The sequence below is a fragment of the Sphingobium sp. LSP13-1-1.1 genome, assembly GCF_040676415.1.
Lineage (GTDB): Bacteria > Pseudomonadota > Alphaproteobacteria > Sphingomonadales > Sphingomonadaceae > Sphingobium.
Window position 1 is genome coordinate 132919 of the sequence record NZ_JBEGHU010000067.1, and the last position, 18567, is coordinate 151485.

Annotated in this window: 16 protein-coding genes; 5 read left to right on the plus strand and 11 right to left on the minus strand. The window is 63.2% G+C overall.

What is annotated here, in order from left to right; genetic code table 11:
• Nucleotides 1-20: 20 nt before the first annotated feature.
• Complete coding sequence (locus MRBLSP13_RS20580; RefSeq protein WP_363737020.1) at nt 21-1778, minus strand: amidohydrolase; 1758 nt, start codon at nt 1776-1778, stop codon at nt 21-23.
• The gene (locus MRBLSP13_RS20585) at nt 1775-2644 is read right to left on the minus strand and encodes an NAD(P)-dependent oxidoreductase (protein WP_363737019.1); all 870 of its coding nucleotides are present in this window, start codon (nt 2642-2644) and stop codon (nt 1775-1777) included. The genes MRBLSP13_RS20580 and MRBLSP13_RS20585 overlap by 4 nt, the downstream gene beginning before the upstream one ends.
• Nucleotides 2645-2741: 97 nt before the next feature.
• On the opposite strand from MRBLSP13_RS20585, the gene MRBLSP13_RS20590 reads away from it, so the two are divergent.
• The 3 genes from MRBLSP13_RS20590 to MRBLSP13_RS20600 all read left to right on the plus strand — a co-directional run bounded on the left by MRBLSP13_RS20590 (nt 2742) and on the right by MRBLSP13_RS20600 (nt 7663).
• Nucleotides 2742-3989 carry a threonine ammonia-lyase gene (locus MRBLSP13_RS20590; protein WP_363737017.1) on the plus strand — a complete coding sequence of 416 codons (1248 nt, stop codon included), beginning with the start codon at nt 2742-2744 and terminating at the stop codon, nt 3987-3989.
• A gap of 160 nt (nt 3990-4149) precedes the next feature.
• Nucleotides 4150-4968, plus strand: coding sequence for an arginyltransferase (locus MRBLSP13_RS20595; RefSeq protein WP_133654106.1), 819 nt, complete (start codon nt 4150-4152; stop codon nt 4966-4968).
• Nucleotides 4969-5140: 172 nt separating this feature from the next.
• Nucleotides 5141-7663, plus strand: coding sequence for a sensor domain-containing protein (locus MRBLSP13_RS20600; RefSeq protein WP_363756393.1), 2523 nt, complete (start codon nt 5141-5143; stop codon nt 7661-7663).
• A 131-nt stretch (nt 7664-7794) separates the two neighbouring features.
• On the opposite strand, the gene MRBLSP13_RS20605 is transcribed toward MRBLSP13_RS20600, so the two are convergent.
• The 4 genes from MRBLSP13_RS20605 to MRBLSP13_RS20620 all read right to left on the minus strand — a co-directional run bounded on the left by MRBLSP13_RS20605 (nt 7795) and on the right by MRBLSP13_RS20620 (nt 10354).
• Nucleotides 7795-8502, minus strand: coding sequence for an RcnB family protein (locus MRBLSP13_RS20605; RefSeq protein ID WP_363756395.1), 708 nt, complete (start codon nt 8500-8502; stop codon nt 7795-7797).
• A gap of 216 nt (nt 8503-8718) precedes the next feature.
• On the minus strand, nt 8719-9204 hold the full coding sequence (locus tag MRBLSP13_RS20610) for a GAF domain-containing protein (RefSeq protein ID WP_363737012.1): 486 nt from the start codon (nt 9202-9204) through the stop codon (nt 8719-8721).
• Between the two features lie 41 nt (nt 9205-9245).
• Nucleotides 9246-9671: an alternative ribosome rescue aminoacyl-tRNA hydrolase ArfB gene (arfB, locus tag MRBLSP13_RS20615; protein WP_363737011.1), complete on the minus strand. Its 426-nt coding sequence runs from the start codon at nt 9669-9671 to the stop codon at nt 9246-9248.
• Nucleotides 9672-9676: 5 nt separating this feature from the next.
• Entirely contained in the window at nt 9677-10354 is a 678-nt protein-coding gene (locus MRBLSP13_RS20620) for an RluA family pseudouridine synthase (RefSeq protein WP_363756397.1), read from the minus strand.
• A 68-nt stretch (nt 10355-10422) separates the two neighbouring features.
• Between MRBLSP13_RS20620 and MRBLSP13_RS20625 the strand changes: the two genes are divergently transcribed.
• Nucleotides 10423-11385 (plus strand): acyltransferase family protein, encoded by a 963-nt coding sequence (locus MRBLSP13_RS20625; protein ID WP_363756399.1) that lies wholly within the window; start codon nt 10423-10425, stop codon nt 11383-11385.
• Between the two features lie 12 nt (nt 11386-11397).
• Here the strand turns inward: MRBLSP13_RS20625 and MRBLSP13_RS20630 are convergent, their stop codons facing one another.
• The 4 genes from MRBLSP13_RS20630 to gltX all read right to left on the minus strand — a co-directional run bounded on the left by MRBLSP13_RS20630 (nt 11398) and on the right by gltX (nt 15656).
• Nucleotides 11398-12258 (minus strand): sigma-70 family RNA polymerase sigma factor, encoded by an 861-nt coding sequence (locus tag MRBLSP13_RS20630; protein ID WP_363756401.1) that lies wholly within the window; start codon nt 12256-12258, stop codon nt 11398-11400.
• Complete coding sequence (locus MRBLSP13_RS20635; RefSeq protein ID WP_363756403.1) at nt 12258-12713, minus strand: carboxymuconolactone decarboxylase family protein; 456 nt, start codon at nt 12711-12713, stop codon at nt 12258-12260. The genes MRBLSP13_RS20630 and MRBLSP13_RS20635 overlap by 1 nt, the downstream gene beginning before the upstream one ends.
• A 184-nt stretch (nt 12714-12897) precedes the next feature.
• Nucleotides 12898-14184, minus strand: a complete 1287-nt coding sequence (locus tag MRBLSP13_RS20640; protein ID WP_133654114.1) for a citrate synthase — start codon at nt 14182-14184, stop codon at nt 12898-12900.
• A 17-nt stretch (nt 14185-14201) separates the two neighbouring features.
• Nucleotides 14202-15656 (minus strand): glutamate--tRNA ligase, encoded by a 1455-nt coding sequence (gene gltX / locus MRBLSP13_RS20645; protein WP_363756405.1) that lies wholly within the window; start codon nt 15654-15656, stop codon nt 14202-14204.
• Between the two features lie 99 nt (nt 15657-15755).
• On the opposite strand from gltX, the gene MRBLSP13_RS20650 reads away from it, so the two are divergent.
• A complete protein-coding gene (locus MRBLSP13_RS20650) occupies nt 15756-17846 on the plus strand; it encodes a ComEC/Rec2 family competence protein (protein ID WP_363737000.1) in 2091 nt (696 codons plus the stop codon).
• Here the strand turns inward: MRBLSP13_RS20650 and lexA are convergent.
• Complete coding sequence (lexA, locus tag MRBLSP13_RS20655) at nt 17837-18523, minus strand: transcriptional repressor LexA (protein ID WP_133654116.1); 687 nt, start codon at nt 18521-18523, stop codon at nt 17837-17839. The genes MRBLSP13_RS20650 and lexA overlap by 10 nt on opposite strands.
• Nucleotides 18524-18567: the final 44 nt, after the last annotated feature.

Consider the following 18567-nt stretch of genomic DNA (forward strand, 5'->3'; position numbering starts at 1 on the left):
GCGCTGTTTGCAACGGCAGGCTACTGTCCCTTCACATAGACCCGCTTGCCGCCGATCCAGGTTTCAAGCACCTGTGTTCCACGAATTTCAGCCGGACTGGACGTAGAGATATCCCGGTCGATCAGCAGGAAGTCCGCCCGCTGTCCCGGCACCAGACTGCCGAAGCGCTTTTCCGCAAAGCCCGCATAGGCCGCCGTCCTGGTGAACCCGTCCAACGCCGCCTCGAAGCTCACCCGCTGCTCCGGCATCCAGCCGCCCGCTGGCTGGCCCGACGCATCCTCCCGAGTCATGGCGGCGGCGATGCCGGGGAAGGGATTGGGACTTTCCACCGGGACGTCCGACCCGAAGGCAAGCGGCACGCGATTGTCCAGCATCGCTTTCCAGGCATAGGCGCCTTTCAACCGCGCCTCTCCCAGTCGCGCCGTGGCCATGCGCCAGTCGGAGGTCTGATGGATCGGCTGCATCGATGCGACAATGCCATATTGGCCGAAGCGCGGCAGTTCGGCCGGATCGACGATCTGCGCATGTTCGATGCGCCAGCGCCGGTCGCCCTTGTAGGTTTCGCTGAGTTCCTGCACCGCATCCAGCACTTCGCTGTTGGCCGCGTCGCCGATGGCGTGGACTGCGATCTGGAAATTGTCCATCGCCGCCCGGCTCATGATGTTGCGAAGCTGGGTTGACGGGATCATCGGCAGGCCACGCTGCCCCGGCGCATCGGCATAGTCGGCCTTGAGCCAGGCCCCCCGCGATCCGAGCGCGCCATCCAGGATCAGCTTGATCCCGCCCATGCGCAGATGGTCATCATAGAGCCAGGGCGTCGGCTCCGGTCCGGCGATCAGCACCATATTCTCAAGGCCGAGCGCATAGGACATGATCCGTACCCGCAATGCGCCGCGGTCCGCCGAACGGCGAAAGGCCTGCCAGTCGTCGATGCCGGTGCCCATGTCGGCAACGCTGGTGATGCCCTGCCGCAGCAACGCCTGCTGCGCCTTTTCCAGCGCGATGTCGCGGTCCTTGGGCGCCGGGGGAGGCACGACCCGCGTGATCAGGTCCATCGCCTTGTCGACGAACACGCCCGCCGGCTTCCCTGCGGCCATTTCGATCCGCCCGCCGGCGGGCTCCTTGGTCGCGGCGGAGACGGCCGCCGCCTTGATCGCCAGTGAATTGGCCCAGCCCGCATGTCCGTCTATCCGTTCCAGCCAGACCGGAACGTCGCTGACGGCGGCGTCCAGCTCTGCCGCCGTCGGAAAGCGGCCCAGGCCCCAAAGTTCCTGATTCCAGCCCGTGCCGATGATCCATTTCCGGCCGCTATTGGCGGCGGCATAGGCCCTGATCTTCGCCTGCGCCTCCGCGAGTGATTTCATGTCTGACAAGTCCAGGGTGATCAGCGACAGGCCGTAACCCATCACATGCCCATGCGCGTCGATCAGGCCGGGGATCAGCGTCTTCCCGCCGGCATCCAGCTTGAAGTCGGGACGACTGGGCTGGGGCTGCTCCGGCTCGTTCTTCTTCCGCTTCCGGGGGCGCGGCTGCTCCGGTTCCTGATAGCGGTCGGGCAGCAGCTTATCCACCTTGCCCTCATCGTCGATGGTAAGCGCCCTGAAGCGGACGACATGGCCATTGGCATCCAGCGCGATGCCGTTGACATTGTCGATGATGCCGGAGGCCAGGGCAGGGAAGGGCAGGGCCAGGGCAACAGCGATAGCGATGCCGGGTCGCTTGGCGCCGGGTCGTTTTTTTCTGGGGGCAGGCGCAGAGCCGGCAACGTTGCCGGTCATGCCCGCGTGATCCGCCGCACGAGCGCGCTGGTGTCCTGACGATGGCCGCCCATCGCCTGCACATCAGCGTAGAATTGGTCAATCAGCGCGGTCACCGGCAGGGTGGCGCCATTGGCCCGCGCTTCCTCCAGCGCCAGCCCCAGATCCTTGCGCATCCAATCCACTGCAAAGCCGAAATCGAAACTGTCCGCCGCCATCGTCTTCCAATGCTTGTCCATCTGCCAGCTTTGCGCCGCCCCGCCGGAAATCGCTTCGAACAGCTTGTCCAAGTCGAGTTCCGCCGCCTGCGCGAACCGCAGCGCCTCGGCCAGGCCCTGCACAACGCCGGCAATGCAGATCTGGTTCACCATCTTGGCGGTCTGCCCGGCGCCCGCGCGCCCGACATGGACGATGCGGGTGGTATAGGCCTGCATCACGATCTTCGCCGCAGCCACTGCCGGCTCGCTGCCGCCGCACATGATGGCCAGGCGGCCGCTTTCGGCCCCCGCCTGGCCGCCCGTGACCGGTGCATCGACGCAATGCAGCCCCCGGCTCTCCCCCTCCACGAATAATTGCCGGGCGATCCGTGCCGAAACCGTCGTATGATCGATGAACAGGCCGCCCGGCTTCATGGAACGAAAGGCGCCATCCCGGCCCAGGGTGATCTGGCTAAGATCATCATCGGTGCCGACGCAGCTGATGACGATCTCCGCATCCTCGGCCGCCTTGGCTGGGTTGATCGCGACCGCCCCGCCAAAGGCCTCGGCCCAGCGCTTCGCCTTGCCGATGGAACGGTTATAGACAGTGAGCTCATGCCCCGCCTTCGCCAGATGCCCAGCAATCGGGCCGCCCATGACGCCCAGGCCGATAAACGCGATTTTAGCCATATGCCTCGATCAATTGTATGCGCGCCCGCAAGCCATAAGCAGAGTTTTCGGTCAGTGCCAGTTCCTTCCGAAGCAATTTTAAGCTAGGTGGCGCGCCATGAACACGCTGACCAAGATCGAGAACGCCGTGCCGCTGCCCATTTCCGTCGACGACATCCTCGCGGCGCGGGTGCGAATTTCCGGTTCCGTCGTGCACACGCCGACGTTGATCAGCCAGACGCTGTCGGCCATGTTCGGCTGCAAGGTGTATCTGAAGTTCGAAAATCTCCAGTTCACCGCCGCCTATAAGGAACGGGGCGCGCTCAACCGGCTGCTGCAGTTGGACGAGGCGGCGAAGAAGAAGGGCGTGATTGCTGCCTCTGCGGGTAATCATGCGCAGGGTCTTGCCTATCATGGCAAGCGGCTGGGCGTGCCGGTCACCATCGTCATGCCCAACACGACGCCCACGGTGAAGGTCACGCAGACGCAGGGTCATGGCGCTACGGTCGTCCAATTTGGCGAGAAGTTCGATGATGCCTATGCCCATGCCCGGCTGCTTGAGGTGGAGCAGGGCCTGACCTTCATCCATCCCTTCGACGAGCCGGACATCATGGCCGGACAGGGGACGGTCGCGCTGGAAATGCTGGAAGATGTGCCGGAGATTGACACGCTGATCGTGCCCATCGGCGGCGGCGGCCTGTTTTCAGGCGTGGCGACGGCGGCCAAGGCGATGAAGGCGGATATCAGGATCTATGGTGTGCAGGCGGAACTTTATCCGTCGATGTACGACCATATCAAGGGTGCGAACCTGCCCTGCGACGGCGATACGCTGGCGGAGGGCATTGCCGTCAAGGAACCGGGCGAACTCACGCGCCGCTTCGTCGAGCGGCTGGCTGATGACGTCCTGCTGGTGAGTGAGCGCCATTTGGAGGAAGCCGTCAGCCTGCTGCTGCAGATCGAGAAGACGGTGGTGGAGGGTGCGGGCGCCGCTGGTCTCGCGGCGCTGCTGACCCACAAGGAGTTGTTCGCGGGGCGCAGCGTCGGGCTGATCCTGACCGGGGGCAATATCGACACGCGACTGCTGGCCAATGTGCTGCTGCGCGATCTGGCGCGGTCGGGGCGGCTGGCGCGGCTGCGCATCATCCTTCAGGATCGGCCGGGCGCATTGTTCCATGTGGCGCGCATCTTCGATCAGGAAGCGGTCAATATTCTCGAACTGTCGCACCAGCGGATCTTCACCAATCTGCCGGCCAAGGGACTCAGTCTGGACGTGGAATGCGAGACGCGGGATGGCGCCCATCTGGAACGCCTGATCGCGGCCCTGCGCGAAGTGGGCTATGAGGTCGCGCCAATCGAGGTCGCCTGACGTCCGACATCGGCCATTTCCGGGCCATCCCGTGGAGCCTCTGCCTCTTATCTGCCGCTTAACCAATTTTCGTGGTAAATAAACTTTTCACAGCGGCCCGCGAACGGCATAGTCGCCTCATGAATCAGGGGTCGGGCAACGCTGTGGGGGAGATGCGGTTGTGAGTGCGCCTTTCCGCTTTCCGCGTTTTTTCGTCACCAATCCCAGTCCCTGTCCCTATCTGCCCGGCAAAAACGAGCGGAAGGTATTTACCGAACTGAACGGCGACAATGCGTCCGAACTGAACGACGCCCTTGGCAGGATCGGTTTCCGCCGCAGCCAGAACGTTGCTTATCGCCCCAGTTGCGCGGATTGTTCCGCCTGCGTATCGGTACGTGTGGTCGCTGGCGAATTCGAACCCAACGCTACCCAGCGCAAGTTGCTGCGGCGGAATGAAGACCTGGTCATCACGGCTTGCAAGCCGTGGTCGACAGAGGAGCAGTTCGAATTGCTTCAGCGCTATTTGCGTGCCCGCCATCCTGGCGGCGGCATGACCGAAATGGACGAGATGGATTTCGCGGACATGGTCGAACAGACCCCGGTCGAAAGCCATGTCATCGAATATCGCGAGCCTGGAAAAAATGGTCGACCCGGCAAGCTGATCGGCGCCTGCCTCACCGATCGGCAGGGTGACGGTCTCTCCATGATCTACAGCTTCTTCGATACGGAACTGGAGCATCGCAAGGGGCTGGGCAATTTCATCATCATGGACCATATCCTGCGTGCGGCCAAGGCCGGCCTGCCCTATGTCTATCTGGGATATTGGGTCGAAGGATCGCAGCGGATGCAGTACAAGATCCGCTATCGCCCGCTGGAACGGTTGAGCCGCAACGGCTGGACCCGTTTCGATCCGGAGCAGCAGGTGCAGGCAACCCGGCAGGCAGAGAGCCGGGACGAACCGGCCTTGCCTCGCGAACTGGCGGCGATCTTCCGCAAATAAGGCCGCGTCGATTCCGCCTTGGATCATAAGGGCGGGTTGCGCCCTTCTCTGATCGGTGGAGGGTCATGCCATTGTGGATCATCATGCGTTACGGCGTTGGAAAGCTTATTTAACTTTTTCCGGTACTGATCGCTGATGGATTGCGGAAATGGCGATGGGTCAGGATCGGTAGATGGACCGTTTTGCTGATCGCAGATTTGGCGAATTCGCTTCTGAACTGGCTCCGAACGGGCTGGAATGGGAGGGATTTCACTATCGTAATGAACTCCTGTTCTCGCCGGTCTTTGGGCGCGTCTCGCCGCCGCTGATTCGGTGGATCGCTGACTGTCGCGGACGCATATTGTCCCGGGAGATCATGTCGAACCTCTTCGCCCGCCATTTTTCCTGCGACATCATGGGCAAGGGCTGGCGCGCCATATTGGCCAAGGCCGACTGGCGGGCCTTGGCGGAAGCGGCCAACCGCTCCGTGCAGCCCGATCCTGTCCTGGTGCGGATGCACACCCGTATCGGCGAGACGCGATCGGGCCTCGTGCGCATGACGTTGGTCCAGGAACCTGACGAAGCGCCGCTCTGGTACGGAACGATCGAGGATGTGGACGAGCGTTACGACGGTGAACGGCGGGCGCTCGCGGATGCGTTGGCGGAAAGCCGCCAGCATTACCGCTGGTCGGTCGAGCTAAGTCCGCAGGTCCCCTGGACCGCAACGGTCACGGGCGAGATCGATGAGGTTGGACCCCGCTGGCAGGAACTGACCGGGATGCCGCCGGAGCATGCACGGGGCCGGGGGTGGATCGACTCGCTGCATCCGGACGATGTCGAGCGGACATTGGCCGTCTGGACCGAAAGACTGCATACTGGCGATCCCCTCGACGTGGACTATCGGCTGCGCCTGAGCGACGGAAGCTATCGCTGGATGCGGGCGCGCGCTTCGGCGCGGCGCGACGCGAAGGGCAGGGTCGTGCGCTGGTACGGCACGCTGGAAGATATTCACGCGCAGAAAATGGCGCAGCGCGAATTGGCCGACAGCGAGGAGCGATTCCGCCTGGCGGTGCAGTCGGCGCGTCTTGGCATATGGGATTTCGACGCCGTCGCCGGGACGCGAACTTGGTCGCGGGAATTCCGGACGATGCTTGGCCTGTCCGACACTGAGCCGGCGACGAGTGAACTCGCATTGCGGCTGGTCCATCCGGAGGATCGTCCGCGCCTTGCCGCGATGCTGGACGCAGTTGCGAGCGAGCACATGCCGCCCCATTTCGAAGCCACGTTAAGGGTGCACAGGGCGGATACCGGCGCCCTGCGATGGATCAAGAGCGTCGGATGGAGCAGTTTTTCGGATTGCGGAAAGCCGCTGCGCGTCATCGTCACGTTTCAGGACGTGACGGAGGAAAGGAACAGCGAGGAACGCATACGCTGGGCCGCCACCCATGATCCCATGACGCACATGCCCAACCGGGCGCTGTGGCAGGCGACATTGGAGGAAATGACCGAGCAGGCGCGCCGGACAGGCGAGAGCTTCGGTCTGATCCTGGTCGATATCGACGATCTGAAGCGGACCAACGACACGCTCGGCCATGACGCGGGCGACGCGCTTCTCTGCGGCTTTGCGCAACGCTTTGCCGCCTGTGCGCCGGCCGATGCGATGATCGGGCGGCTGGGCGGTGACGAGTTTGGCATGATCGCACCCTCCCTTGCCAGCAGCGCGGCGCTTTCTGACTGGAGCGTCGAATTGCTGGGTGGGGTGCGGGCGCCCTATGTCCATAATGGCCGATCGCTCGACTATGGGATCAGCATGGGTGGCGCGGTGTTCGGCGAACATGGCGATGATGCGACGGAGTTGCTGAAGGCGGCGGACCTGGCGCTCTATGCCTCCAAATCCTCTGGGCGGGGGCGGCTGACGCTGTTCCAGTCGCAACTGCGTGCTGACGCGCAGCACCGCAGCTCGATGATCCATATGGCCCGCCAGGCGTTGGTGGACGATCTTGTCGTCCCTTATTATCAGCCAAAGGTGGATATGCGGACCGGCCGCGTTCTGGGGTATGAGGCGCTGCTCCGCTGGCGGCACCCTCGTACCGGCGTACATGCGCCCGACACGATCGCCGCGGCCTTCGACAATACGGAACTGGCTGTCGAGCTTACGGAAAAGATGCTGGCGAAGGTCGTTCGCGACGTCGACCGGTGGCGCCGGGCCGGCCAGGATCCTGGTCGAGTAGCCATTAATGCGTCCGCCGCCGATTTCATGCAGCATGATTTTGCGGACTATGTCCTCGCCCATCTGGCACGCTGCGCGATCCCACCGCAGCGATTCGAGATAGAGGTGACGGAGACGGTTTTCCTGGGCCGCGGCGCCGAGCAGGTGGAGCGGGCACTGCATCGCCTGTCCTTGGCGGGCGTGCGGATCGCGCTGGACGATTTCGGCACTGGCTACGCATCGCTCAGCCATTTGAAGCAATATCCGGTCGACGTGCTCAAGATCGACCGCAGCTTCATCAGCAACATCGAACAGGATCCAGGCGACGCCGTCATCGTCGACGCCATCGTGAAATTGGGCAGCAGCCTTGGCATGGAGGTGGTGGCCGAAGGCGTGGAAACCGTCGGCCAGGTCGAAATGCTGATCGCGCGCGGCTGCACAATCGGTCAGGGCTATCTGATGGGAAGGCCCCGGCCCTGGGCAGCGATCCGATCCCGCGCAGCTTAGGGGTTTCCAGGCGATCGAAACCCGTTCTACTTCCCTGGCATCGTGCTGGAGCGCAACATGTCCCTGCCCTTGCAGAAGCATGGTTCAGCTTTGGGCCGTTCCCTCCGCTTCGAAAAGCTGTTGATGCGCTCTTACCGCACTCTGCGCTTTCTCACCGGAACTTCGGTCACATAGGTCCGGGTGGTGGTGACGGCAGGCTGGACAACGACCGTGGTGGTCGTGGTGCCGGGATAATAATAGCCCCCTGAAATGAAACCCGGCGTCTGCGTCGTGGTCACAACGGGTTCCCCCGGCGCGGTACGCCGCTTCATCCGGTCCGGCGTACCCGCATAAGGCGGCGGGCTGAAATCCACGCCCGGTCCACCGTGGACCTGTCCCTCGAAGCGGCCTTCATAATCGCCGCTGAAGGTTTTTCCGTCCTTGTCACGCCATGTACCGCTCCAGCGTCCTTCATAGTCCATCGGCGGCAGGGGTGCGCCATCCCGCGCTGTAACCTCGTCATCATAGCGCAGGCCCGGCGGTGGCGGCGCATCGCCCGCCTCCCATGCGACGCCGTTGCGATAGTCGTGCACCCGGCCGTCCCGGTCCGTCATCACCGCGTCATCATAATAGCGTGACCAGCCATAGCCGCTGGCCGGCACCGGCAAGCCGTAAGCGCCATAGTTGCGGATCTGATAGGCCGGGCTGATCCAGTAACGCGGCAGGACATAGCCCATCACCGGCCGACGATAGGCTGCCCAGCCGCCCGGCGCGTACCAACCGGCATACCAGCGGCCTTGATAACGCGGTCCCCAGCGGTGAACTGCGGTCCCTGCATGCACTGCCGACCGGGAAACCATGCTTCCACCCCTGACCGGGCCATTAGCGGACGCTGGCGTCGTCAACCCGATCGCCAGAAAGGTCCCGGCCAGGATGAAGCTCCGGATATGCATGCTCGAATCCCCGTTTTCGGCTGATATTTAAGGATTTGTTTAGCATGATGCGAAGTCGCCGACCAAGCGTCGGCATTCTGATGCCTGTCCCGAAAAGGGGCAGTAAATCCGGAAGGGTTGATCCTAGGCTAGACGCGCCGCGATCCGTTCGACCAGTGTTTCCAGTCCCTCTTGGTCGGTCCTGTCGAAGCGCGCAGGCAGCGGACTGTCGAGGTCGAGTACAGCGACGACCCTGCCTTCGATGATCACCGGCACCACGACTTCCGAAGCGCTGGCGGCATCGCAGGCTATGTGGCCCGGAAAAGCGTGCACGTCCTCGACCAGTTGCGTCTCGCCGCTGGCGGCCGCCGCGCCGCAGACGCCCTTGCCCAGTGGAATGCGAATGCAGGCCGTCTTGCCCTGGAAGGGGCCGAGGACCAGCTCGTCTTCTGCCATCCGGTAAAAGCCTGCCCAATTGAGGTCGGGCAGGAACTGCCAGATCAGTGCCGCGACATTGGCCATATTGGCGATGGCATCGGGTTCCCCTGCCGTCAGCGCATCGGCTGCGGAGAGCAGGTCATCGTAGAGCGTGGCTTTGTCGGCGTTGGCCGCGGGAGAAAAATCGAACATGGCCTTCATATAGGGGACGCCGCATGTACAGGCCAGACCGGCTAATCCAACCGCACCTTGCCACGTCCGGCCTTGACCGAGCTGCGCGCTTTCTTCGCATCGACGCGACGCGCCTTGGCGGCTTTGCCGGGTTTTGTCGCCTTGCGCGCCTTGGGCACGACCGTGGCCTCCCGGACGAGTTCGATCAGGCGAGCCAACACTTCCTGCCGGTTCAAAAGCTGCGATCGCGAGCCTTCGGAACGGAGGATCAGCACCCCGTCCGCCGTCATCCTTCGTCCGGCGATCGCCGCCAGCCGGTACTTGACCGCATCGGGCAGCGACGGGCTGTTCGCCACGTCGAAGCGCAGTTGCACCGCGCTGTCTGTCGTGTTGACGTGCTGGCCACCCGCGCCTGTCGATCGGACGAAGCTCTCCGACAGTTCATCGCTGTCGATGGAGATCGACCGGGTGACGGGAATGCGCGGCAAGAGGCCTAGAGCCCGGCCTGTTCGAGCAGTTCCTGCCCGAATCCCGCCGCCACGAAGGTGGGAGGCAAGGGGGCGCTTGCTTCAGCAGGCGGCTTCTCTCCACGCGGGATGCTGAGGAAACGGCTGTGCAGCAACATCGGGCCTTCCCCCGATCCATAGACGGGGTCGCCCGCTATGCCGAAGCCCAGGCCGTGCAACGCATGGGTACGGATCTGATGGGTCCGGCCTGTGCGGGGAGTAAAGACGATCAGCGCACGGCCATTTTTCTCTGCGATCTTGCGCCATTCGGTGAGCGCTGTCTTGCCCGCCTTTGCCGGGATCATTCGCCAGCCCTGAGTGGCTGTGCTGATCTTCTTGAGCGACAGTTCGATGGTGCCGCTGTCCTCCGCGGGAACGCCGTCGACCACCGCGACATAGCGCTTTGCGACCGTTCCGGCTTCGAAAGCTGCGGCAAAACGTTTGTGCGCCTTGGGATTGCGGGCAAGCAGCAGGCAGCCGCTGGTGTCGCGGTCCAGCCGGTGAACCGGCAGCGGCCAGCGTTGAAAGCCGAAGGTCAGCGAGGAAAGATGGTTTTCCAGCGAAAGAGATCCGTCACGCGGCGCATCGACCGGCAGGCCCGCCGGCTTGTCGAGGATGATGGCCTCGCCATCGATGAACAGGACTCGGTCATGAAGCAGGGACAAGAGGCGTTTTTCCGTGAATGAAGGCTGGCGATTGACGCGCGTGCCGCTTCCTATAGGGCGTGGAAGGGATGGAGAACAGGGGGCATGAGGCGCATCCGCCGGCGGGAGGGCGGCTGGAATGGATCGATGTCGCGCGCGGCATCGGGATCGTCGCCGTGGTGGTTGGGCATGTGTGGACGCGCGGCGGGCTGCGCGATGCCATGTATAGCTTTCACATGCCGCTGTTCTTCCTGCTTTCCGGCCTGCTTTCGCGGCCGCAGCCGGCGGGACGCTTCACCCGTCGCCAGCTTCTCTCCCAGATGCGGCCTTATGCGGCTTTCCTTATCCTGTTGATCCTGGCGGACCAGTTCATCGAAAGGATGAAGGGAGGCAGGCCGATCTTCCATGACTGGCCGTTGGACCTGGTGCCGATCCTGCTGGGCGGGTCGTGGTTGCGGGGGCCGTTCACGATCTTCTGGTTCGTGCCCTGCCTGGTGCTGGCGCGTATCCTGTTCAATATGGCGCTCGTCCGCTGGCCCGATCCGCTTGATCGGCGTTGGGCGTTGCTGATGCTGCCGGTGCTGCTGATCGCCTATGGCGCGGGCCGGCTCACCAGCCTGTCGCCGATGGGCGTGTTGACCGTACCCATGGCGCTGGTCCTCCTCTGGCTAGGGGCGGCATGGCAGCTTGTACGCTGGCGAAGCTGGATGCTTCCGTTGCTGGTGCCGCTATCGCTGGCCGGGCTGATGACACTGATCCCGACGCTCAACATGAAGGCGGCTGATTATGGCTGGCCCTTTTTGTCCCTTGGCTCGGCCATGGCCACCAGCCTGCTGCTGTTCCGTCTTTCGGTGCGGATCGCGCCCTTTTCCGGTTGGATCGCTGCGATCGGCCGCGCATCGTTGGTCATCATGTATCTCCACGTCGCGGTGATCCACTATCTCTCGCCCTATGTGGCCAAGCCTTGGCTGCTGATGCAGGCGTTGCTGTTGCCGCTGGGCGCCTATTATCTGATCCGGTCCGTTCCCACCGCGCGACGCATTTTTCTTTAGGCTCAAGCCCATTCAGTGCAGGTGGCGCAGCTTGTCGGGATTGCGCATCACATAGATGCCAGTGATGTGCCCGTCCTCGATGTCGAGTGCCGTGGTCTGGAATTCGCCGTCCGCCTCCCGAGTGACGAAACCGGGAAGGCCGTTGATCAGGCCCACATGCACCAGCGTCGATCCATATTTGCCGAACAGCACGGCCAGCGCCTTGTGAACCTGCATCACCTGGCCGAAACCCAGCACGGGAACTATCGCCGCGGGACGCTTGCCGCCGCCGTCGCTGTGCAGGCTGACATCCTGGGCAAGCATGGCACCCAGCGCCGTCATGTCGCCGCTTCGCGAGGCGGCGAAGAAGGCTCCGGCGATCTCCAGCCCGCGCTGCCTTTCCACCTTGTAACGGGGCCTCGCCTCTCGCACATGGGTGCGTGCCCGGGCCGCCAGTTGGCGGCAGGCCGCCGCGTCGCGCTCGACCGTTGCGGCGATTTCCTCAAAGCCGACGCCGAAAACGTCGTGGAGCAGGAAAGCAGCCCGCTCCAGCGGCGACAATCGTTCCAGGGCCAACATCAGTGGCAGCGTGACGTCCTCTTCTTCCTCGGCCTCTTCCACCAACGGATCGGGCAGCCAGGGGCCAATATAGGTTTCACGCCTGTGCCGAGCAGATTTGAGCTGGTCCAGGCACAGCCGCGTGACCGTGCGGCGCAGGAACGCCTCCGGCTCGCGCACTGCCTCCCGGTCCGCGCTCATCCAACGGATGAAGGCCTCCTGCACCACATCCTCGGCATCCGACACCGAACCCAGCATGCGATAGGCGACGCGGACAAGTCGGGGACGCAGCGGATCGAAGCTCTCCGCCGCGTCCCCGTGCATCCCCGGCGCCATCACGCGGCCGCCTTGGCCGGTGTATCGTACCAGAGGCCGAAACCCACTGCGATGCGGTTCCAGCCGTTGATGATGTTGATCATCAGGGTCAGTTTCACCTGCTCCTCCTCCGAAAATTCGGCTGCCAGGGCCTTGTGGGCCGCTTCATGGCTGTGCCCTTCGGAGAGGCGCGTCAAGGCCTCGGTCCATTCCAGTGCGGCACGTTCGCGTGCCGTATAGCAAGGCGCCTCGCGCCAGGCGGAGAGCAGATAGATGCGCTGTTCGCTTTCGCCCTGCGCGCGGGCATCGGCGGTGTGCATGTTGAGGCAGTTGGCGCACTGGTTGATCTGCGACGCGCGGATCTTCACCAGTTCGGTGAGGCTGGGCTCAAGGCTGCCATTAATGGCGTTGGAGGTGGCAAACCAGCTCTTCATAAGCTGGGGGGCGGCGGCAAAGGGATCTAGCTTGGCAGTCATGTCGGCACCTTTCTTCCTGGATTGTGCCTGTATGACGAGCCAGCTCCGGCTGGTGTGACATGGATGCGGAAAAAAAACAGCTGATCACCGGGGCGACAGTCGCGTGCCTTTGGGGCTTCTGCTCAAACGAAAACGGCGCCCGCGGGGCGCCGTTTCCATATCCATATCCTGTCGAGGGTGGCGCTCAGCGCTTTTCGACGGGGACATAATCCCGCTGCGTCGGACCAGTGTAAAGCTGGCGCGGACGGCCGATCTTCTGCGCGGGATCGGAAATCATCTCGTTCCACTGCGCGACCCAGCCGACAGTGCGGGCAAGGGCGAAAAGCACGGTGAACATTTCGGTCGGGAAACCAATGGCCGAAAGGATCACGCCCGAATAGAAATCGACGTTGGGATAGAGCTTCTTTTCGATGAAATAAGGATCGTTGAGCGCGATATGCTCCAGTTCCTTGGCCACGTCGAAGATCGGATCGTCGACCCCCAGCTTGGCGAGAACCTCCTTTGCGGTCTTCTGCATCACCGTCGCGCGCGGATCGTAATTCTTGTAGACCCGGTGACCAAAGCCCATCAGGCGGAACGGATCGTCCTTGTTCTTGGCGCGGGCGATATATTCCGGAATGCGATCCACAGTGCCGATCTCGCGCAGCATGTTGAGCGCGGCCTCGTTCGCACCGCCATGCGCCGGGCCCCACAGGCAGGCGATGCCGGCCGCGATGCATGCGAAGGGGTTGGCGCCCGACGAACCGGCGAGGCGCACGGTCGATGTCGACGCATTCTGTTCGTGATCGGCGTGCAGTGTGAAGATCTTGTCCATCGCGTCGACGACGACCGGATCGATCACATATTCTTCCGCCGGGACCGAGAAGGTCATGTTGAGGAAGTTGGCGGTGTAGCTGAGGTCGTTGCGCGGATAGACGAAGGGCTGACCAACCGAATATTTATAGGCCATGGCCGCGATCGTCGGCATCTTGGCGATCAGGCGATGGCTCGCGATCTTGCGCTGTTCCGGATCGTTGATGTCCGTCGAATCGTGGTAGAAGGCCGACAGCGCACCCACCACGCCGCACATGATCGCCATGGGGTGCGCATCGCGGCGGAAACCGCGGTAGAAGGTGGTGAGCTGTTCATGCACCATTGTGTGGCGTGTGATGGTGCGGGTGAAATCCTCCAGCGTCTTCTTCGACGGCAGTTCGCCGTTGAGCAGGAGGTAGGACACTTCCATGAAGCTCGACTGTTCGGCGAGCTGATCGATCGGATAGCCGCGATGGAGCAGCACGCCGGCATCGCCGTCAATATAGGTCAGCCCTGAATCGCAGCTCGCGGTCGAGGTGAAGCCGGGATCATAGGTGAACATGCCGGTGTTGGCGTAGAGCTTGCGAACGTCGATCACCTGCGGTCCGACCGTGCCGTTCAGAATGGCATAGTCCTTTGCATCGCCGCCGACGCTCAAAGTGGCATTGTTATCCGACATGGTGTTCTCCTGATACTTCAATTGGCCGATGCGTGCCTTGCAGCGGCCAATCGTTCCAAGCTCTCCGCCTTTCCCAGAAGGAAAAGGACGTCGAAAATTCCCGGCGAAACCGTGCGACCGGTCAGCGCCGCGCGCAATGGCTGCGCGACCTTTCCAAGCCCGAGGCCGGCATCCTCTGCCACGCGGCGAATGGCTTCTTCGATCGCTTCGACCGTCCAGGACTGGACGGGTGCAAGAGCGTCGGCTGTCTGTCCCAGCAGCACGCGCGCAGAATCGTCTAGCAGAGCAAGCGCCTTCTCGTCAAAATCCAGCGGGCCATTCTTGAACAGGAACTCGGCGCCTTCGGCAATTTCGTTAAGCGTCCTGGCACGCGGCTTGAGCGAGGGCATGGCCTCTGTGAGCAGCTTCTCTCCGCTCTCGGGCAGAGCCATGTTCAGCCTCGCCGCGACCCTGGGAGCAACCAGCGCGGCAAGGCGCGCATCGTCCGCCTCACGCAGATAATGGCCGTTCAGATTTTCGAGCTTCTTGATGTCGAAGCGAGAGGGCGAGCGGCCGACGCCTGTGATATCAAAGAGTTCCACGGCGCGTTGGCGGGAGATGATCTCCTCGTCGCCATGGCCCCAGCCCAGTCTCAGCAGATAGTTGAGCACCGCCTCGGGGAGCATGCCCATCTCGTCGCGATAGGCGTCCACGCCCAGCGCACCATGTCGCTTCGACAGCTTTGCGCCGTCGGAACCGTGGATCAGCGGGATATGGGCGTAGACGGGTTCTTCCCAATTCATCGCCTTTATGATGCCTAGCTGGCGGAATGCATTGTTGAGGTGATCGTCGCCGCGAATGACGTGGGTGACGCCCATATCATGATCGTCGACCACGACGGCCAGCATATAGGTGGGCGTCCCGTCCGACCGTAGCAGGATCATGTCGTCCAGTTCCGCATTCTGTACGACGACGCGGCCCTGCACGGCATCCTCGATCACCGTCTCGCCTTCGCGGGGCGCCTTCAGGCGGATGACGAAGGGCGCACCTTCGGGCGCTTCCGAAGGATCGCGGTCACGCCAGCGCCCGTCATAGCGCATCGGCTGCCTGGCGGCACGCTGCTGTTCGCGCAGCTCGGCCAATTCCTCGGCCGTCGCATAGCAGCGATAGGCATGGCCTGCCGCAAGCATCTGGTTCGCCACTTCGGCATGGCGCGGCGCGCGTTCGAATTGGAAGACTGCTGGTTCATCCCCGCTCAGGCCGAGCCATTCCAGGCCATCGAAGATCGCGGCGACCGCTTCCTCCGTCGAACGGGTCCGGTCGGTATCCTCTATCCGCAGCAGGAACTTGCCGCCGTGGTGGCGGGCGAACAGCCAGTTGAACAGCGCGGTGCGCGCGCCGCCAATGTGAAGAAAACCTGTGGGCGAAGGCGCAAAACGGGTTACTACCTGCTTGTTCAATCCCGTAGCACTCACCGCTTCATTCCCTGACATTTGCCCAGATATCCACCCGACCTATCCATGATCGCGACGCCCCCTAGCATGGCTTTCGAGCCACGACAAACCTCCGTTGCCACTTGGGTTGGAGGGAGGATGGCGCCGCTCTGGCGCCCGCTGGAACTGTGGCTGGAGGAAGAGCGCGAGCGGTTGCCGCTTTGGGTCCCCGTGGCATTGGCGGCGGGCATAGCCGCCTGGTTCGTTCTGTCCAACCGGCTGGATTGGCTTGCTTTCTGCTGCGTGATGCTGGGAGTCGCCTTCACTGCGCTGCTTTTGCCACCGGGTGGCCGGACGCGTCAGGCGCTCGTCGCTGGCAGCCTGCTGGCCTGCGCTGGTTGCCTGCTGGTCTGGGGCAAGGCCATGGTGGTGGGATCGCCTCCTCTGGCCCGCCCTGTCGTCCTCACGCTGAAGGGAGAAGTCCAATCCGTTCATAGATTGCCTGCTCAGCACATGAGTCGGCTTTTGATCCGGCCGATCGGCATGCCGGCGCTGCCCGCCCTGGTACGCATCAATCTTGACGAGTCCTCGACGCCGGCTGGACTGGGTGAGGGGGCCGTCGTGGCCGTCCGTACCAGGCTGATGCCGCCAGCGCCGCCCAGCTTGCCGGGTGGCTATGATTTTGCGCGCCGGGCCTATTTCGATGGTATCGGCGCAACGGGCCGTGCGCTGCCGCCCATCACGATCCTGCGGCCCGCCACCACAGGTCCGCGCCTGAGAACGCGTTTGTTCGAGCACATTCTGACGCGCGTTCCCGGCCAGGGGGCCGGCATTGCCGCTGCCCTGGCCACGGGTGATCAGGGCGCGATCATGCAAGCCGATGCGGAGGCGATGCGGCGGAGCGGCCTTGCGCATCTCCTGTCGATCAGCGGCCTGCATGTGACGGCACTGATCGGTGTGGTGATCTTTTTGCTGATGCGGCTGATGGCGCTCAGCCGCCGGGCAGCGCTCGATTGGCCGCTGATGCTCCTTGCGGCGGGCGGTGGGGCTTTGGCCGGCCTCGGCTATACGATCCTGACCGGCGCCGAAGTGCCGACCGTGCGGTCCTGCATCGCTGCCCTGCTGGTGCTCGGAGGACTGGCGATGGGGCGGGATGCGATCACCCTCCGCCTGGTCGCGGCCGGGGCGCTGGTCGTGCTCGCCATATGGCCCGAAGCATTGATGGGACCGAGTTTCCAGATGAGCTTCGCCGCCGTGGTCGCTCTGGTTTCACTGGGCGAGCATCCCGCTTTCCGACGCTTTGCAGCCGGGCGCGACGAGGCGGCATGGCGCCGGCTGGGGCGCAGTCTTGCGGGCATGTTGCTTACGGGTCTGGTGGTCGAACTGGTGCTCGCGCCGATCGCTCTGTTCCATTTCCACAAGGCGGGCATGATGGGATCGGTCGCCAATCTGGTCGCGATACCTCTTACCACTCTGGTCGTCATGCCGCTGGAAGCGCTGGCCTTGCTGTTCGATCTGGGCGGGTGGGGCGCGCCCTTCTGGTGGCTTGCTGCGCGGGCGTTGGATCTGCTGCTGCTGGTGGCCCATGGCGTAGCATCCAGCCCTTGGGCAGTGATGTTGACGCCCGCCCAATCCGGCGCTGTTTTCGGCCTCGTGATGCTCGGCATGCTGTGGTGCCTCCTATGGCGGAGTCACTGGCGCTGGGCTGGCCTGATGCCCGTTGCCGCAGGCGTAACCATGATCCTCGCGACCCCGATGCCTGGCATATTGATCAGCAGCGATGGCCGCCACGTCGCGGTTCGCACCGCAAGTGGCATGGCGATACTGCGGGCACGGGCCGGAAGTTACACACGCGACATGCTGGCGGAAAGCGCTGGTTACGGTGGCGCGTTGGAAGCACTGCCGACGTTGCCCCAGGCACATTGTTCGCTTGATCTCTGCGCCGTCCGCCTGGTGGGCGGGGGACGTAAGTGGAACCTTTTGCTCACTCGGAGCAATGTAAATATCGACCATGCGATATTGGCGCGGGATTGCGCCAATGCCGATATCGTCGTCAGCGACCGTAGACTGCCAGGTGCCTGCCGTCCTCGCTGGCTGAAGGTGGATAGGCGATTCCTCGCTCAGACCGGGGGGCTGGCCATCGATCTGGACCATGGTACCGTGCGCAGCGCGAAAATGCGGAACGACGGGCATCCGTGGATTGCGCGACCTTCCGTTTGGCCGCGCCGATCCGGAGGCGGTCAGTTATAGCGTCGCAGCAGCCCGGCCAACTTGCCCTGAATGCGAACCTGACGCGGGTCGTAGATCTGCGGTTCATAGGCACTATTGGCAGGATCGAGTCTGACTTTGGGCCCCTCTCGCCGGAAATATTTGAGCGTCGCTTCATTTTCATCGATCAGAGCGACGACAATCTGCCCCTCCCGCGCGACTTCGGTACGCTGGATAAGCGCGAAATCGCCGTCGAGTATGCCTGCCTCGACCATGGAGTCCCCTGCGACTTCCAGCGCATAATGATCCCCGGTCCCAAGCAGCGCCGCGGGTACGGAGAGCATATTCTGTCCCTCCAATGCCTCTATCGGAACACCGGCCGCGATGCGGCCATGCAGGGGAATCTCCAATATGTCATTGGCGACGATCGGTGGTTTGCTCAAGGCAGGAGCAGTTGTCACCGGCGCCTTGGCAGGCACGACCAGCCTGGGCGCGCGATGCATGGCATCGGGCAGCTTGAGCACTTCAAGAGCGCGGGCACGATTGGGCAGGCGGCGGATGAAGCCGCGCTCCTCCAGCGCATTGATCAGGCGATGGATGCCGGATTTCGACCGCAGGTCCAGCGCTTCCTTCATCTCCTCGAAAGAAGGAGATACGCCTCCCTCTTCCAGCCGGATCTGAATGAAGCTCAGCAATTCCTGTTGCTTGGGTGTCAACATTTCGCCTGCCCTTCTTTGGAACGGATAGGGAACGCATAGGAAAC

Excerpts from the sequence above, each read along its gene's own strand:
- MRBLSP13_RS20580 (WP_363737020.1), bottom strand. The coding sequence starts at position 1,778 with ATGACCGGCAACGTTGCCGGCTCTGCGCCTGCCCCCAGAAAAAAACGA.
- MRBLSP13_RS20585 (WP_363737019.1), bottom strand. The coding sequence starts at position 2,644 with ATGGCTAAAATCGCGTTTATCGGCCTGGGCGTCATGGGCGGCCCGATT.
- MRBLSP13_RS20590 (WP_363737017.1), top strand. The coding sequence starts at position 2,742 with ATGAACACGCTGACCAAGATCGAGAACGCCGTGCCGCTGCCCATTTCC.
- MRBLSP13_RS20600 (WP_363756393.1), top strand. The coding sequence starts at position 5,141 with ATGGACCGTTTTGCTGATCGCAGATTTGGCGAATTCGCTTCTGAACTG.
- MRBLSP13_RS20605 (WP_363756395.1), bottom strand. The coding sequence starts at position 8,502 with ATGGTTTCCCGGTCGGCAGTGCATGCAGGGACCGCAGTTCACCGCTGG.
- MRBLSP13_RS20610 (WP_363737012.1), bottom strand. The coding sequence starts at position 9,204 with ATGTTCGATTTTTCTCCCGCGGCCAACGCCGACAAAGCCACGCTCTAC.
- MRBLSP13_RS20625 (WP_363756399.1), top strand. The coding sequence starts at position 10,423 with ATGGAGAACAGGGGGCATGAGGCGCATCCGCCGGCGGGAGGGCGGCTG.
- MRBLSP13_RS20630 (WP_363756401.1), bottom strand. The coding sequence starts at position 12,258 with ATGGCGCCGGGGATGCACGGGGACGCGGCGGAGAGCTTCGATCCGCTG.
- MRBLSP13_RS20635 (WP_363756403.1), bottom strand. The coding sequence starts at position 12,713 with ATGACTGCCAAGCTAGATCCCTTTGCCGCCGCCCCCCAGCTTATGAAG.
- MRBLSP13_RS20640 (WP_133654114.1), bottom strand. The coding sequence starts at position 14,184 with ATGTCGGATAACAATGCCACTTTGAGCGTCGGCGGCGATGCAAAGGAC.
- gltX (WP_363756405.1), bottom strand. The coding sequence starts at position 15,656 with ATGTCAGGGAATGAAGCGGTGAGTGCTACGGGATTGAACAAGCAGGTA.
- MRBLSP13_RS20650 (WP_363737000.1), top strand. The coding sequence starts at position 15,756 with ATGGCGCCGCTCTGGCGCCCGCTGGAACTGTGGCTGGAGGAAGAGCGC.
- lexA (WP_133654116.1), bottom strand. The coding sequence starts at position 18,523 with ATGTTGACACCCAAGCAACAGGAATTGCTGAGCTTCATTCAGATCCGG.